The sequence below is a fragment of the Streptomyces sp. NPDC001770 genome, assembly GCF_053596135.1.
This window is the reverse complement of sequence record NZ_JBSFFN010000030.1, coordinates 75,090-90,187: the sequence shown is the minus strand read 5'-3', so window position 1 is coordinate 90,187 and position 15,098 is coordinate 75,090. Positions and strand designations below refer to the sequence as shown.

General features: G+C 71.1%; 11 protein-coding genes. 4 read left to right on the top strand and 7 right to left on the bottom strand.

Going from position 1 to position 15,098, the window contains the following annotated elements; all coding sequences use genetic code 11:
* Nucleotides 1-54 precede the first annotated feature (54 nt).
* Entirely contained in the window at nt 55-1,425 is a 1,371-nt protein-coding gene (gene gltX / locus ACWCSV_RS24880; RefSeq protein ID WP_451145733.1) for a glutamate--tRNA ligase, read from the bottom strand.
* A 129-nt stretch (nt 1,426-1,554) separates the two neighbouring features.
* Here gltX and ACWCSV_RS24875 point away from each other — a divergent pair, with 129 nt between their 5' ends.
* Nucleotides 1,555-2,796, top strand: coding sequence for a helix-turn-helix transcriptional regulator (locus ACWCSV_RS24875; RefSeq protein WP_451145695.1), 1,242 nt, complete (start codon nt 1,555-1,557; stop codon nt 2,794-2,796).
* A 231-nt stretch (nt 2,797-3,027) separates the two neighbouring features.
* On the opposite strand, the gene metG is transcribed toward ACWCSV_RS24875, so the two are convergent.
* Nucleotides 3,028-4,809, bottom strand: coding sequence for a methionine--tRNA ligase (metG, locus tag ACWCSV_RS24870; protein WP_451145693.1), 1,782 nt, complete (start codon nt 4,807-4,809; stop codon nt 3,028-3,030).
* Nucleotides 4,810-5,264: 455 nt separating this feature from the next.
* On the opposite strand from metG, the gene ACWCSV_RS24865 reads away from it, so the two are divergent.
* Nucleotides 5,265-6,059: an SGNH/GDSL hydrolase family protein gene (locus ACWCSV_RS24865; RefSeq protein WP_451145691.1), complete on the top strand. Its 795-nt coding sequence runs from the start codon at nt 5,265-5,267 to the stop codon at nt 6,057-6,059.
* A 153-nt stretch (nt 6,060-6,212) separates the two neighbouring features.
* Here the strand turns inward: ACWCSV_RS24865 and ACWCSV_RS24860 are convergent, their stop codons facing one another.
* The gene (locus ACWCSV_RS24860) at nt 6,213-6,659 is read right to left on the bottom strand and encodes a nuclear transport factor 2 family protein (RefSeq protein WP_451145689.1); all 447 of its coding nucleotides are present in this window, start codon (nt 6,657-6,659) and stop codon (nt 6,213-6,215) included.
* Nucleotides 6,660-6,935: 276 nt separating this feature from the next.
* Between ACWCSV_RS24860 and ACWCSV_RS24855 the strand changes: the two genes are divergently transcribed.
* Both ACWCSV_RS24855 and ACWCSV_RS24850 read left to right on the top strand, forming a co-directional pair.
* The gene (locus ACWCSV_RS24855; RefSeq protein ID WP_451145687.1) at nt 6,936-8,807 is read left to right on the top strand and encodes a S9 family peptidase; all 1,872 of its coding nucleotides are present in this window, start codon (nt 6,936-6,938) and stop codon (nt 8,805-8,807) included.
* Between the two features lie 97 nt (nt 8,808-8,904).
* Nucleotides 8,905-9,786 (top strand): SURF1 family protein, encoded by an 882-nt coding sequence (locus ACWCSV_RS24850; protein ID WP_451145685.1) that lies wholly within the window; start codon nt 8,905-8,907, stop codon nt 9,784-9,786.
* A gap of 76 nt (nt 9,787-9,862) precedes the next feature.
* On the opposite strand, the gene ACWCSV_RS24845 is transcribed toward ACWCSV_RS24850, so the two are convergent.
* From ACWCSV_RS24845 to ACWCSV_RS24830, 4 genes are all read right to left on the bottom strand, one after another.
* Entirely contained in the window at nt 9,863-11,323 is a 1,461-nt protein-coding gene (locus ACWCSV_RS24845) for a hypothetical protein (RefSeq protein WP_451145683.1), read from the bottom strand.
* On the bottom strand, nt 11,320-11,904 hold the full coding sequence (locus tag ACWCSV_RS24840) for a SigE family RNA polymerase sigma factor (RefSeq protein ID WP_451145731.1): 585 nt from the start codon (nt 11,902-11,904) through the stop codon (nt 11,320-11,322). The genes ACWCSV_RS24845 and ACWCSV_RS24840 overlap by 4 nt, the downstream gene beginning before the upstream one ends.
* Nucleotides 11,905-12,501: 597 nt before the next feature.
* The gene (locus tag ACWCSV_RS24835; protein ID WP_451145681.1) at nt 12,502-13,581 is read right to left on the bottom strand and encodes an aspartate-semialdehyde dehydrogenase; all 1,080 of its coding nucleotides are present in this window, start codon (nt 13,579-13,581) and stop codon (nt 12,502-12,504) included.
* Nucleotides 13,578-14,849, bottom strand: a complete 1,272-nt coding sequence (locus tag ACWCSV_RS24830; protein ID WP_390958742.1) for an aspartate kinase — start codon at nt 14,847-14,849, stop codon at nt 13,578-13,580. Before ACWCSV_RS24830 ends, ACWCSV_RS24835 begins: the two co-directional genes overlap by 4 nt.
* Between the last annotated feature and the right edge of the window lie 249 nt (nt 14,850-15,098).

Genomic DNA, 15,098 nt, shown 5'->3' with positions numbered 1-15,098 from the left:
AACGCAACGGTACAAGAAGTACGGGGCGGACGGTGGGGCCCGCCCGTACTGGATTTACGCCTGTGCGGCCAGCCTCCCGGAAGCCGCGTCGAGCCGGACGAGGACCCGCTCGCGGCCGAGGAGTTCCATGGACTCGAAGAGCGGCAGCCCGACCGTACGGCCGGTGAGCGCGACGCGGATGGGCGCCTGGGCTTTGCCCAGCTTCAGCCCGTGCTGCTCACCGACCGCGACCAGCGCCGACTTCAGGTCGTCCGCCTGCCAGGGAGTGATGGCCAGCGCGGCACGGGCGTCCCGCAGGATGGCGTCGGCGCCGGGCTTCATCGCCTTGGTCCAGGAGGCGTCGTCACGGACCGGCTCGTCCAGGAAGAGGAAGTCGACGCAGGCGGTGATCTCGGACAGGACCGTCAACCGGGTCTGCGCGAGCGGGGCCGCCGCCTCGAAGACGGCCGTGTCGAAGGCGTCCGGGCCCCAGGGGGCGTGCGGGGCGATCAGCCACGGGGCGCAGGCCGCGGCGAACTGCTCCGGCGCGAGCGCGCGGATGTACTCGCCGTTGAAGGCGGTCAGCTTCTTCACGTCGAAGAACGCCGGTGAGGTGTTGACGTCCTCGATGCGGAAAAGCTGCTCCATCTCCTCGTAGGGGAGGATCTCCCGGTCCCCGCCGGGGCCCCAGCCGAGCAGCATGAGGTAGTTGACCATCGCCTCGGGGAGGAAGCCCTCGGCGAGGTAGTCCTCCAGCGCCACCTTGTCGCGGCGCTTGGAGAGCTTCTGGCGCTTCTCGTTGACGATCACCGGGAGGTGCGCCCAGCGGGGCGGTTCGGCGCCGAGCGCTTCCCACAGCAGCTGCTGCTTCGGGGTGTTGGACAGGTGCTCCTCGCCCCGGACCACCAGGGTGACGCCCTCGTCGAGGTCGTCCACGACGTTGGCGATCAGGAAGACCGGGGAGCCGTCGCCCCGGGCGATCACGAAGTCCTCGATGGCGCTGTTCGGGAACGCGGGCTCGCCGCGCACCAGGTCGGCCACGACGGTCTCGCCCTCGTCCGGGGTACGGAAGCGGAGCGCCCGCCCTTCCTCGTGGGCCAGGCCGCGGTCGCGGCAGAAGCCGTCGTATCCGAGGTGCTCCGAGCCGGTGCGCTCCTTGAGCTGCTCGCGCGTGCAGTCGCAGTAGTACGCGCGGCCGGCGTCGTACAGCCGCAGTCCGGCCTCGGTGTGGCGGGCGGCGTTGTGCGACTGGAAGTAGGGGCCCTCGAAGGCGGGGTCGTCCTCGTGGATGCCGATGGCGGCCAGGGCATTGATGATGCCGTCGGTCCACTCGGGCTTGTTGCGCGCGGCGTCGGTGTCCTCGACACGCAGGACGAAGGTGCCGCCCGACTGCCGCGCCACCGCCCAGTTGTAGAGGGCGGAGCGGGCGCCGCCGACATGGAACATGCCGGTGGGGGACGGAGCGAAACGGACGCGGACCGGGGCATCAGACATACCGCCCACCCTACCGACGGGCCACGAACCCGAGCGGCCGTTGTCCACAGAGCTACCGATGCAAGATGATCAACAGATATCGTGATTGGCACAGTTGTAAGGGCGGCAGCAAGGGGGCGGGACCATGTTCGAGCCCGTACCCGGCCGGAGTCCCCGCTGAACGCCACCGGGTTCCGCCCGTCGGGCGGCGCGTCCGGCGAGCCGGACGCGGGAGGGACCGGGACGACCGAGAACGCGCTGCTCACCCTGCTCGGGCTCTACCCGCTGGAGGACGCCCTCTACCGGCTCCTGGTGGACCGCCCCGACAGTGAGCCGGAGACGCTGACCAAGGAACTGGCCGCCCCTCTCCCGGCCGTCCGCGACGCCCTGGAGTCCCTGGTGGTACGCGGCCTCGCGAGCTCCGCCTCCTCCGGCGGGGGCGTACCGCGCTACCGGGCGGCCTCCCCCGTACTCGCCCTCGGGCCGCTGCTGGAGTCCCGGCGGTCCTCCCTGCACCAGGTCGAGTCGTTGTTGGCCACCCTCGCCGAGCGGCACCGCTCCGCCCAGGCCCACGCGTCGGGGGCCCCGGTCGAGGTTCTTTCGGGAGCGGCGGCGATCCGCCGCAGGCTGCTGCTGATGCAGGAGCAGGCCACCACCGAGGTGTGCAACCTGATGCCGCTCGGGCAGCCGGAGCACTCCGTGATCACCCACGAGGACAACCACGCGGAGACCGAGGCCGTCCTGATGCGGCGCGGAATCGCGCTGCGGTCCGTCATCGAACGCGACTGGCTGGAGAGCCCCGGCATCTCGGCGGCGCTGGAGGTCTACATCGCCCAGGGCCAGCAGATCTCCGTGGTGGACAAGCTGCCGATCAAGCTGGTCATCGTGGACCGGCGGATCGCGTTGCTCCCCCTCGAGCCGGGGCGCGAGGACGTCGACCAGGTGGCTCTCGTGGTCCACCGAACCGGTCTGCTCGTCGCCCTCAGCTCCCTCTTCGAGGCGCAGTTCGAGCGGGGCACGCTCCTGCGCCCCTCCGGTACGGCCGCGGTCGCCGAGGACGCGTCCGGCACCCTCCTCGACCCCGCCGACCGCAGGATCCTCGCCCTGCTGCACCTCGGACTCACCGACTCGGCCATCGCCCGCCAGCTCGGCATGGGCCATCGCACCGTGCAGCGCCGCCTCCAGAGGCTCATGGCGCAGGTGAAGGCCTCCACGCGCTTCCAGCTCGGTTGGCACGCCGCGCGGAACGGCTGGCTGGAGGATGTGCCCGGCACGGCCGGCGGGCAAGAGCCGTCGGCCGGGCCGGCGTCGGAAGTGCCGCGGGTGGAGAACGGCGACTCCTGAGGCGCGTTTACGCCCTGGCGCGTTCACGCCAAGCTCCAGGGCTTGTCCGGGGTGCGGGGATTGGCGAACGATCTGGGTGCCGGGCACAGGGACTCCCCATAGCCCCTGCGCCCGGCAGCACCTTTCCGTCGGCAGCCCCCCGGCAGGCGTCGGGACCGAGCCGGTCACCGGGACTCGCAGCGATCGGCCCCTCCGTGTACGCGGACACGCGGGTGCGTACGGCCGGCCGGGTCAGCTGCCGAAGCGGGTGCGGTACGACTCCAGGTCCTCGTCCGTGATCTTGGAGAAGAGCAGCGGCGGCACGGTGAACGGGGTGCCGGACGGCAGGAGGTCCAGTGTCCGGGCCTCGTCCGCCGTGACCCAGGTCGCGTCGGCCCACCCACCCGGGCCGCCATGGACGGGACCGCCTTCCGCACCACCCTCCGCAGGGGTGAATACGGCGCGCAGGGCCCCGGCCGCGGCCGGCACGACGGGTTCGGAGACGATCGCGTGCAGCCGGACGAGGTTCATGGCCGTACGCAGGGTGAGGGCCGCGCCCTCCGGGTCGGTCTTCGCCTCCCGCCAGGGCTCCTTCTCGGCGAGGTAGGCGTTGCCCAGCGCCCACAGGGAGCGCAGAGCGGCCACCGCCTTGCGGAAGCGGAGGCCCGACAGGTGCTCCTCGTACTCGGCGAGCAGCCGCGCGGCCTCTGCGCCGAGCCGCGCCTCCGGCTCACCGGCGGCGCGTCCGGCCGGGACCGTGTCGCCGTACTTCTTCCGTGAGAGGGAGAGGGTGCGGTTGACGAAGTTGCCGAGGGTGTCCGCGAGGTCCTTGTTGACCGAGGCGGCGAAGTGCTCCCAGGTGAAGGAGGAGTCGTCGGACTCGGGGGCGTGGGCGACGAGGTAGTAGCGCCAGTAGTCGGCGGGGAGGACCTCCAGGGCGTCGGCGGTGAAGACGCCGCGCTTGGCGGAGGTGGAGAACTTCCCGCCGTAGTAGGTAAGCCAGTTGAAGCCCTTGACGATGTCGGCCTTCTTCCACGGTTCGCGCACGCCGAGTTCGGTGGCGGGGAACATCACCGTGTGGAAGGGAACGTTGTCCTTGCCCATGAACTGGGTGTAGCGGACGGTGCCGTCGGCCTCGTACCACCAGCTTCGCCAGTCGCGGCGGGCGACCGGATCACCCGGGGCGGCTGGGGCGACCGGGGCGTCCTCGGCCCACTCCTTCGTGGCGCCGATGTAGGCGATCGGGGCGTCGAACCAGACGTAGAAGACCTTGCCCTCGGCGGCCAACTCGGGCCAGGTGTCGGCGGGTACCGGAACGCCCCAGTCCAGGTCGCGGGTGATGGCCCGGTCGTGGAGTCCTTCGGTCAGCCACTTGCGCGCGATCGAGGTCGACAGGTGCGGCCAGGAGCCGGCCACGGCGTCGATCCATGCCTCGACCTCCTGCTGGAGCCGGGACTGGAGGAGGAAGAGGTGGCGGGTCTCGCGCACCTCCAGGTCGGTGGAGCCGCTGATGGCCGAGCGGGGACGGAGCAGGTCGGCGGGGTCGAGGACGCGTGTGCAGTTCTCGCACTGGTCGCCGCGCGCCCGCTCGTCCCCGCAGTGCGGACAGGTGCCTTCCACGTAGCGGTCCGGCAGGAAGCGCCCGTCCGCGGGTGAGTACACCTGCCGGACCGAGCGCTCCTCGATGAAGCCGTTCTCCTTGAGCCGGCGCGCGAAGTGCTGAGTGAGCTCGGCGTTCTGCGGCGAGGAACTGCGGCCGAAGTGGTCGAAGGAGAGGGCGTATCCGTCGTACACGGCCTTCTGGGCCGCGTGCGCCCGTGCGCAGAACTCGGCGACCGGGAGGCCGGCCGCGTGGGCGGCCAGTTCCGCGGGGGTGCCGTGCTCGTCGGTGGCACAGATGAAGAGGACCTCGTGCCCGGTCAGCCGGAGGTACCGGGCGTACACGTCGGCCGGAAGCATCGACCCGGCCATGTTGCCCAGGTGCTTGATCCCGTTGATGTACGGAAGGGCGCTGGTGATCAGGTGTCGGGGCATGCTGGCTGCTTCCTTCTTCAGTCCGGTACGGGCCGGGCCGGCGGGGCCCCCGCGCGGGCGCACCACGGAGCGTGACCACGGTGTGGCCCACCCGGGCGGTACGGCCGGGGCGGGGCGTCCTCGGCGGGCGCCATCGTAGGCAGGGCGCGACCCACCCGTGCGAGTGGTTTTTGGCGGTACGTCAGTACTCCACAGGCGTCCGAATGCGTCAGGGAACCCCGCCGTGCGCCTCCTCGCCCGACAGCGCGCACGCCCGCACTGTGCCCCCAAGTGCCCCGAATTCGCCGGGTGTTCAGGGTTTATCTACGCGCGGAGCTACGTCCACCGAACGATCATTCGGGCATATCAGACGACTTCTCGCACAGCCATTACCGGTCGGTACTTCGAGCTGCTAAAAACTGTCTGCGCCACGAACTCCCCTCGCACCCCCCACCCTTCCGAAGGGGCCACCGGCCATGTCAGTGCGTAGATTCTGGGCATCCTTTTCCACTCTGGCCATCGCGGCCGTCGCCGCGCTGGGAGCGGCTCAGCCGGCCTCAGCCGCTACGGGCGGTTACGTCGCTCTCGGCGACTCCTACTCCTCCGGAGTGGGCTCCGGCAGCTACATCTCGGACAGCGGCGACTGCCACCGTTCGACCAAGGCGTATCCGTACCTCTGGGCCGCCGCCAACTCCCCCTCCTCCTTCGCCTTCGTCGCGTGTTCGGGCGCGACGACGTCGACCGTCGCCGGCAGCCAGCTGAGCGCGCTCAGCTCGTCGACCGCGCTGGTCAGCATCTCGGTGGGCGGCAATGACGTCGGCTTCGCCGATGTCATGCAGACCTGCGTCCTGTCGAGCGAGGCCACCTGCATCAGCAGCGTGAACGCGGCCGTCACCAAGGCGCAGAACGTCCTGCCGGGCAGCCTCGACTCCCTCTACGGCTCCATCCACGCGAAGGCCCCTTCGGCGCACGTGGTCGTGCTGAGCTACCCCCGCTTCTACAAGATCTCCGGCAGCTGCATCCTCGGCCTCAGCGAGAACGCGCGGAAGGCGATCAACAACGGTGCGGACGTGCTGAACTCCGTCATCGCCAAGCGTGCGGCCAACGCCGGGTTCACCTACTCCAGCGTGGTGGACGAGTTCACCGGCCACGAGCTCTGCTCGGGCGACCCCTGGCTGAACAGCGTCACGCTGCCGGTCTACAACTCCTACCACCCGAAGGCCGCCGGCCAGTCGGGCGGCTATCTTCCCGCCTTCAAGTCGGCGCTCTAACGGCCGGATCGCCGGAGGCCCGAACCGCCGACGGCCCGCACAGCCCACCCCCCACACGCACAGGGCTCCTCCGCCGCAGGCCGGCGCAGGGGCCCTGTGCCGTCGGACGCGCGGGCCGCCCACGCCCCCTTGAACCATCCGGAGCGTGGACCGTCAGAAGCGTTCGACGAGGTGTTCGCGCCCGGTCGGCGGCTTGTACGGCTCCGGCCAGAAGTCGGTGACGGCGGTGATGCGGCCCCTGGTGTCGAACGAGAAGAAGTGGATGCCGTCCAACTCCGCTTCTCCCACGGTGAAGAGCGTGCGCGCGGCGGCCTGGCCACCGTGCCCGGCCTCGCTCGCTCCGACCGGGTGCTCGGGCAGGTCGGCCACGATCCGGTCGATGCGCACGTGCCAGTCGCCCGGGTACTCCCGGTTGAACCGGACGCATCTCTCCTTGCCCCGGACCATCTCGCGGGTCTGCGGCACTTCGTACACCACGTCGTCGTCGAGCGTGGCCGCGAACGCCTCCCAGTCACGGGCGTCGGCGGCGGTCCAGTACGTCTCCACGGCCTTGCGCAGAACAGCGGTCGAGACCGTGCCCGCGCTCATCTCTGCAGTCATGGAAGGAGTCTGGACCCCACCACTGACAATCGCGCTGACCTGCGGAGACGGTGAACAGCGCCCGCTACGCGGCAGGACGTGCGGGCGGCACCGCCGAAGCGTCCGGCACCGGCCCCTGGCCCCGGATCCACTCCGGCGCTCCGGATCCACTCCAGCGCTCCGGATCCACTCCGGCGACTCGTCGGTCGCGCGGGCCGGCGCCCCCGGGTCCCGCCGTCACGATTCACCTGCTCGCGGGCCGTGCACCAGTTCCTCCCCATCGGGTTTGATGGGGGCATGAGTAGCGCAGAAGCCATGCCCGACTGGGAGAAGCGGTTCCGTGCCCCGCGCGTCTCCCTGCCCGACTGGGCGGAGGACGCCCCGGACCGCAGCCTGTTCGTGTCCAACGCGACGGGTACGTACGAGATCTACGCGTGGGACCGCAGGACCGGCGAGCAGCGCATGGTCACGGACCGGCCGGACGGCACCACGGACGCGGTGCTCTCCCCCGACGGCGAGTGGATCTGGTGGTTCGACGACGGCCGCAGCTCCGACGATCCGGCCGCACCGTCGTACGGGGACGAGTTCGGCGTGTGGATGCGGCAGCCGTTCGGCGGTGGCGAGGACGTTCCGGCGGCGCCGGGTCTCGAGCCGTCGTATCCGGCGGGCCTCGCGATCGGGCGGGACGGCAGCGCGGTCGTCGGGCGGTCCACCGACGAGGACGGGACCACGATCCATCTGGCGCGGCCGGGTGGCGCGGGGGACGTGGAGATCTACCGGCACCGCGAGTCGGCCGGGGTAGGCGATCTGTCGTACGACGGCAGCCTGATCGCCCTGGAGCACACGGAGCACGGCGACGCGATGCATTCGGCGCTGCGGGTGGTGCGGCCGGACGGCTCGACGGTGGCCGAGCTCGACGACACCGAGGGCGGCACGAAGGAGCTGGGCCTGGCGGTGATGGGGTTCGCTCCCGTCGCCGGTGACACCCGGCTGCTGGTGGGGCACCAGCGGCGGGGCCGCTGGGAGCCGATGATCTGGGACCCGGTCGCGGGCACGGAGACGGAGCTGGCGATCGATCTGCCCGGCGACGTGAGTGCCGAGTGGTATCCGGACGCCTCCGCGATCCTGGTCGAGCACGGCTTCGAGGCCCGCAGTGAGCTGTGGCGCCATGAGCCGGGCGGGCCGGCGCCGGTGCGGGTGGAGACGCCCGCCGGTTCGGTATCGGGTGCCACGGCCCGGCCCGACGGGACGGTGGAGTACCTCTGGTCCTCGGCGGCCCAGCCACCGGTCGTCCGTTCGACCACGGGTTCGGTGGTGCTGGACCCGCCGGGTCTGAAGGCCCCCGTCTCGGTGCCGGTGCGGGACGCGTGGGTGGAGGGGCCGGGCGGGCGGGTGCACGCGCTGGTGCAGACGCCGGCCTCGGGCGAGGGCCCGTTCCCGACGGTCTTCGAGATCCACGGCGGCCCGACGTGGCACGACAGCGACGCGTTCGCGTCCGGCCCGGCGGCCTGGGTGGACCACGGTTTCGCGGTCGTGCGGGTGAACTACCGGGGTTCGACGGGGTACGGCCGGGCCTGGACCGACGCGCTGAAGCACCGGGTCGGGCTGATCGAGCTGGAGGACATCGCGGCGGTCCGGGAGTGGGCGGTCGAGTCGGGTCTCGCCGATCCGGACCGGCTGATCCTGGCCGGTGGGTCCTGGGGCGGCTATCTGACCCTGCTCGGTCTCGGCACCCAGCCCGACGCCTGGGCCCTGGGGCTGGCGGCCGTCCCGGTCGCGGACTACGTCACGGCGTACCACGACGAGATGGAGGCCCTGAAGGCGATGGACCGGACCCTGCTGGGCGGCACTCCGGAGGAGGTCCCCGAGCGATTCGAGGCGTCGTCGCCGCTGACGTACGTGGACGCGGTGCGCGCCCCGGTCTACATCTCGGCGGGCGTCAACGATCCACGCTGCCCCATCCGTCAGGTGGAGAACTACGTGGACCGGCTGAAGGCACGAGGCGCGGTGCACGAGGTCTACCGCTACGACGCGGGCCACGGCTCGCTGGTGGTGGAGGAGCGGATCAAGCAGGTGGCCCTGGAGCTGGACTTCGCGCTGCGGCATCTGCCGGAGCCCGCACCCGGAGCGGCCGCGCCGACCACCGCGACGACGGCCTCGGAGAAGTAGCCGGAGACCCGCACCGGGATGGGGGCGCCCCCGTAAGGGACGGATAAATGGGCGCCCCCGCTCCCGGTCGGCCGGGCGGGGACCGTACGGTAAAGGGGTGTACCGGTTCCTGCTGACCCCGCGATGGTGGGGGATCAACCTCTTCGTCGTGCTGGCCATTCCGTTCTGCGTGTTCATGGGCACCTGGCAGCTCGGCCGTTTCGAGGACCGCGTGCACTCGCACGAACAGGCCGAGAAGCAGCCGGACCCGGGCACCCGCCGGGCGAAACCGCTGGACTCACTGCTGCCCGTGGACACGGTCACGTCGGGCCGTCCCGCCACGGCGACAGGGACGTTCGCGGACCAGTTCCTGGTCCCGGGGCGCGAGCTGGACGACCGTGACGGCTTCTACGTCCTCGACCTGCTGCGTACGGACGGCGGCAAGGCGCTGCCCGTCGTACGCGGCTGGATGCCGGGCGAGCCGGAGCGCGCGCGGGAGAACAACACGGTCCCCCCGGCGCCCACCGGTGAGATCACGGTGACCGGCGACCTCCAGGCCTCGGAGAGCGCCACCAGCTCCGGTGTGAACAACGCGGGGGGCCTTCCCGAGGGGGAGCTCGGCATCATCAGCGCGGCGACGCTGGTGAACCTCGTGCCGTACGACGTGTACGACGCCTGGGTCACGCTCCCCGCGAGCGGCATCGGCGGCGCGGACGACTCCGGCAACGGCATGAAGGCGGTTCCGGCGGCGGCGGTCGAGGGCAGCGGTCTCGACCTGAAGGCCTTCCAGAACCTCGGCTACACCGGGGAGTGGTTCGTCTTCGCCGCGTTCGTGCTCTTCATGTGGTTCCGCCTGCTGCGGCGCGAGGCCGAAGCGGCCCGGGACATCGCCCTGGGCCTGATTCCCGACCCGGCCGACGCCGCCCGGTCAACGCCGGTCGCTCCTGAACCGGGTGAACCCGTCGGCACCGCGTCCGGAACGCCGCCGCGCCGCGGATGACCGCCCGCTGCCCCTCCGCGGATGACCCCCGCTGTCCCTCCGCTCCCCTGATCCGGCCTGATGCGACCGAGAGGCCCTACGGCTCCGCGACGATGCCCGTCCGGTAGATCGTGCCCGCGCAGGCGTTGCTGATCGTGGTCTCGGCGGTCGGCGCACCCGCTTCCGGGGTGTGGCTCACGGCGATGGATCCCTCGGCCGGGGCGGTGTCGGCCGGCAGGAACTGCGTCTCCACGCTCGCCGTCTGGTCCTCCACCGCACCGCCCGTGCCCGGCGGAATCGTCTCTGTCGGCATGGGTGTGGGGGCGGTGGCGGTGGGACAGGTGTCGGCCGGTACGAAGGCGAACTGCACCTCGTACGACATCTCGGGCCTCAGCAGCACCGCCGCGGGCTCGACGGCGGGGTCGGGCAGTCCGGCGGCGGGGTCACCCATCACGTGCCGCACGACCTGGATCTTCGTCGCGTCGGCGGCGCCGGACGCGGTGAAGCCCACCGTGCCCGCGCTGCTGACCGAGCAGTTCGCGGCGGACCGGTTGGCGATGCGGAAGGTCCCGTAGACCGTGCCGTTCGAGTCCGCCGTTCCGGTGGACGCCGAGACGATGCCGAGCTGGCCGGGCCCGCAGGCGGGCAGAGCGGCGATCGAGGCGAGTTCCTCCTGGCTGACGGCTCCGGAGCGGACGCTGTCGGGGTCGCCCGGTTCCTCGCTCGCGGACGGGGTGTCGCCGGGGCCGGGCGTTCCCTCGTGCGGCCCGCTCGTCCCCTGCGCGGGCTGTCCGTCGCTCGGCTTCGCCCCCACCGCCGCCCCGGACGCGTCCCCCTGCTGGCTCTGGGAGTTCTCGCTCTGTCCGGCGAGGGCGGGCGACGCGGTGGCCGCGTTCCCGGAGCTCGCCACGTGGACGAAGGCGGGCACGGCGGTACCGATCAGCAGGGCCGCGGCGGCCGCGCCGACGACCCCCTGGCGGCGGCGCGCCCGCCGGGCGGGTACGGCCCGGTGCAGGTGGTCCAGCGCGTTCCCGGCCGGTTCGAGGTCGCGGACGGCTCCCCGCAGCAGGTTCCTCAACAGCTGCTCGTCGGCCGTGTCGCCGTCGTCGCCGGTGCTCGGGTCCCCGGTGTCCGGGCCGCCCCTGCCACCGGCGCTTCTGCCGGAGCCCGCGGTCGCGGGGCGTGCCAGGAAGAGCGGGGCCCGTGGGGTCGGTGCGCCCGTACGGGAAGCCTCGTCGCGGAAGCCGGCCGCCTCCTCGCGGGGGCGGGACAGGTCATCGAGCGCGCGGGCCGCCCTCTCGCGACGGTCGGAGGCTTCACCGCCAGGACGGCCGGGCGTCTCGTCGTACCGACCGGACGGTGTGCGCCCCGGAGGACCATGCTCCTCGTCGGCTCCGAGGGTACGGCCGGTCGGCTCGGACGCCTCCGCCTGACTCTCGGAGCCGGGCCCAGGCTCCGTCCCACGGCTCGCCTTGGGCCCATGGCTCGTCTTCGGCCCGTGGTTCACAGTTCCGTTTCCCGTCCGGTCCGGCTGGTGACTGAGGGGGCCGTCGCTCATGCCTGCGCCTCCATCACCAGGCGCAGAGCGGCGATACCGCGCGAACCGTACGCCTTCACCGAACCGAGCGAGATACCGAGGGTGTCGGCGACCTGGGCTTCGGTCATGTCCGCGAAGTAGCGCAGCACGAGAACTTCCCGCTGGCGCCGCTGGAGGCCCTTCATCGCCTTGATCAGGGCATCCCGCTCCAGCTGGTCGTACGCCCCCTCCTCCGCGCTGGCCATGTCCGGCATGGGCTTGGAGAGGAGCTTCAGCCCGAGGATGCGGCGGCGGAGGGCGGAGCGGGAGAGGTTGACGACCGTCTGCCGGAGGTAGGCGAGCGTCTTCTCGGGTTCGCGCACGCGGCTGCGGGCGGAGTGCACGCGGATGAACGCCTCCTGCACGACGTCCTCGCAGGAGGCGGTGTCGTCCAGCAGGAGCGCGGCGAGGCCGAGCAGCGAACGGTAGTGGGCGCGGTAGGTCTCGGTCAGATGGTCGACCGTCGTTCCGGCCGCCACCGCCTCCTCAGCACCCTCGCGCTGCGAGGAGAGCCGCACGGGGCTCGTCGTGCTCGCGGCGCTCAGCGGGGCGATCACCGGCATGCCGCCGACCGCACGGGGCCTGCGGAGCGGGAGCACGGAGACCCCTCGCAAGGGGCCGACCACCGGGATTTCGAGAACCTCTGCCACGCAAGTTGGACACACTGCCCCCCGTCAGGGTTGTACGCGTTCGGCAGCGCGTTCAACCCTGTGCGACTCGCCCTCATACGTACCCGCTCTTCCCCAATTGCCCTATTGGTGCGCCCGTCGCGCAAGAAGTGACGGCGAAGACGCCGAACTGCCGACTCACGGTTGCACAGGACCACAGAGTCATCGTCGGATATGACAACGCCCCAGCTCAAGGGGTTAAGGAAGCCGAATTGAACATGTGACCTTCACAGATCCCACAAAACTGTTTCGATGAGACATTTCGATTGCGTACGAAATTCGGTGACCCTGAAGAGAGGCCGAAGAGAGCACGGAGGGAAGCCGGAAAGAGGACCAGGAGAGCCGGAAGACAGCCCTCGACCTCGAAGGCGGCCCCGAAGAAGGCCCGAAGGCGCCCCCCGAAGACCCTCGAAAGACCGCCCGAAACGAGGCCCCGGCAGAAACCGTGCGGCAGCCCGTGTGACGAAACCGTGTGGCGAAACCGAGCCGGATTCAGGACCCGCCCACGGAGGCCGCGAGGGATTCGGCGATCTGCGCCACATTCAGGGCCCCGCCTTTTCGCAGGTTGTCCCCGCAGAGGAACATCTCCAGGGCTTGCGGGTCGTCCAGGGAGCGGCGTACCCGGCCGACCCAGGTGGGGTCGGTGCCCACCACGTCCGCGGGGGTCGGGAACTCGCCCTCGGCGGGGCTGTCGACGAGTACGACGCCGGGGGCGGTGGCCAGGATCTCGTGGGCCCGGGCGACGGTGACCTCGTTCTCGAAGCGGGCGTGCACGGACATCGAGTGCGTGATCACGACGGGGACGTACACGCAGGTGATGGCGGTGCGCAGGTCCGGCAGGCCGAGGATCTTGCGGCATTCCTCGCGGATGGAGAGTTCCTCGGAGGACCAGCCGTCGCCCGCGTCGCTGCCGGCCCAGGGCACGACGTTCAGCGCGACGGGGGCGGGGAACGGGCCGGCGGGCCGGTCGCCGAGGACGCGGCGTACGTCTCCGGGGCGGGTGCCCAGCTCCGTGCCGGCGGCGATGCTGCCTGCGACCAGGCCGAGCTCCTCGCGCAGGGCGGCGACGCCGTCGCGGCCCTGGCCGCTCACGGCCTGGTAGGTGGAGACGGTCAGTTCGCGGAGGCCGAATTCGGCGTGCAGCGCGCCGACCGGGACGATCAGGGAGAGCGTGGTGCAGTCCGGCGAGGCCACGATCCCGCGCGGGCGGGTACGAGCGGCGTGCGGATTGACCTCGGGGACGACCAGCGGCACGTCCGGGTCGAGGCGGAAGGCGGCGGAGCCGTCGACGACCACGGCGCCCCGGGAGGCGGCGACGGGCGCCCAGAGTGCGGCGACCCGGTCGGGCACCAGGAAGACGGCGATGTCGACGCCGTCGAAGACGTCCTCACCGATCGGCAGGACGTCCTTCTCCTCGCCGCGTACGGCCAGCTTGCGGCCGGCCGAACGCGGGGAGGCGACGAGTCTCACCTCGCCCCAGACGTCCGCGTGCTGCGAAAGGATCTGGAGCATGACGCCGCCGCTCGCCCCGGTCGCACCGACGACCGCGAGCGAGGGGCGGCGTGCGGTCATCGGCCGGTGCCTCCGTAGACGACGGCCTCGTCGGAGTCGCTGTCGAGACCGAAGGCGGTGTGCACGGCGCGGACGGCCTCGTTGACGTCGTCGGCGCGGGTGACGACCGAGATGCGGATCTCGGAGGTCGAGATCAGCTCGATGTTCACACCGGCGTCGGAGAGCGCCTCGAAGAATCCGGCGGTGACGCCCGGGTTGGTCTTCATGCCCGCGCCGACCAGCGAGATCTTGGCGATCTGGTCGTCGTAGCGCAGCGAGTCGAAGCCGATGGTGCCCTTGGCCCGCTCCAGGGCGTCGATGGCCTTGCGGCCCTCGGCCTTGGGAAGGGTGAAGGAGATGTCCGTCAGCCCCGTCGCGGCGGCGGAGACGTTCTGCACCACCATGTCGATGTTGACTTCCGCGTTGGCGATGGTGCGGAAGATCGCGGCGGCCTCGCCCGGCTTGTCGGGGACTCCGACGACGGTGATCTTGGCCTCGGAGACGTCATGGGCGACTCCGGAGATGATCGCGTGCTCCACCTGCTGGTCCCCTTGCGGCTCGTTGCTGACCCAGGTGCCGCGCAGTCCGGAGAAGGACGAGCGGACGTGGATCGGGATGTTGTATCGGCGTGCGTACTCGACGCAGCGGTGCAGCAGCACCTTGGAGCCGGACGCGGCCAGCTCCAGCATGTCCTCGAAGGAGATCCACTCGATCTTCTGGGCCTTCTTGACGACCCGGGGGTCGGCGGTGAAGACGCCGTCGACGTCGGTGTAGATCTCGCAGACCTCGGCGTCCAGCGCCGCGGCGAGGGCGACGGCGGTGGTGTCCGACCCACCGCGGCCGAGGGTGGTGATGTTCTTGCCCTCCTGGCTCACGCCCTGGAACCCGGCGACGATGGCGATGTTGCCCTCGTCGATCGAGGTCCGGATGCGGCCGGGCGTGACATCGATGATGCGCGCCTTGTTGTGGACGGAGTCGGTGATGACACCGGCCTGGCTGCCCGTGAACGACTGGGCCTCGTGGCCCAGGTTTTTGATCGCCATGGCCAGCAGAGCCATGGAGATCCGCTCTCCGGCGGTCAGTAGCATGTCGAACTCACGCCCGGCAGGCATCGGAGACACCTGTTCGGCGAGATCGATCAGCTCGTCCGTCGTGTCGCCCATCGCGGACACCACGACAACCACCTGGTTGCCGTTCTTCTTGGCATCGACGACTCGCTTGGCGACGCGCTTGATGCCCTCGGCATCGGCTACGGATGAGCCTCCGTACTTCTGCACGACCAGGCCCACGTGCGCTCCTCGCTCATTCCGTTACTGCGGTCGGCTCAGTTTAACGAGCGGCCCGGAATCTCCCCGTCCTTACCAGATGGTGAGATGTCCCGCCCACCACCTGGTCCGGCGTGTCGTCCCGGGCCGCTCGTACGGGGCCTATGCCCACCCCACGAGCTGCCACGCGTCTCTGTGGTCCAGCCCACACGGTTCCGGCGCGTTCCGCCACCGGGGACGGGCGCCGGCGGGGCCCGGCGGTCCGCGCTGCGG

Bases quoted from the DNA above. Each gene is read 5' to 3' on its own strand.
- ACWCSV_RS24835 (WP_451145681.1), bottom strand. From the start codon at position 13,581: ATGACCGCACGCCGCCCCTCGCTCGCGGTCGTCGGTGCGACCGGGGCG.
- ACWCSV_RS24840 (WP_451145731.1), bottom strand. From the start codon at position 11,904: ATGCCGGTGATCGCCCCGCTGAGCGCCGCGAGCACGACGAGCCCCGTG.
- metG (WP_451145693.1), bottom strand. From the start codon at position 4,809: ATGCCCCGACACCTGATCACCAGCGCCCTTCCGTACATCAACGGGATC.
- ACWCSV_RS24845 (WP_451145683.1), bottom strand. From the start codon at position 11,323: ATGAGCGACGGCCCCCTCAGTCACCAGCCGGACCGGACGGGAAACGGA.
- ACWCSV_RS24865 (WP_451145691.1), top strand. From the start codon at position 5,265: ATGTCAGTGCGTAGATTCTGGGCATCCTTTTCCACTCTGGCCATCGCG.
- ACWCSV_RS24855 (WP_451145687.1), top strand. From the start codon at position 6,936: ATGAGTAGCGCAGAAGCCATGCCCGACTGGGAGAAGCGGTTCCGTGCC.
- gltX (WP_451145733.1), bottom strand. From the start codon at position 1,425: ATGTTCCATGTCGGCGGCGCCCGCTCCGCCCTCTACAACTGGGCGGTG.
- ACWCSV_RS24860 (WP_451145689.1), bottom strand. From the start codon at position 6,659: ATGACTGCAGAGATGAGCGCGGGCACGGTCTCGACCGCTGTTCTGCGC.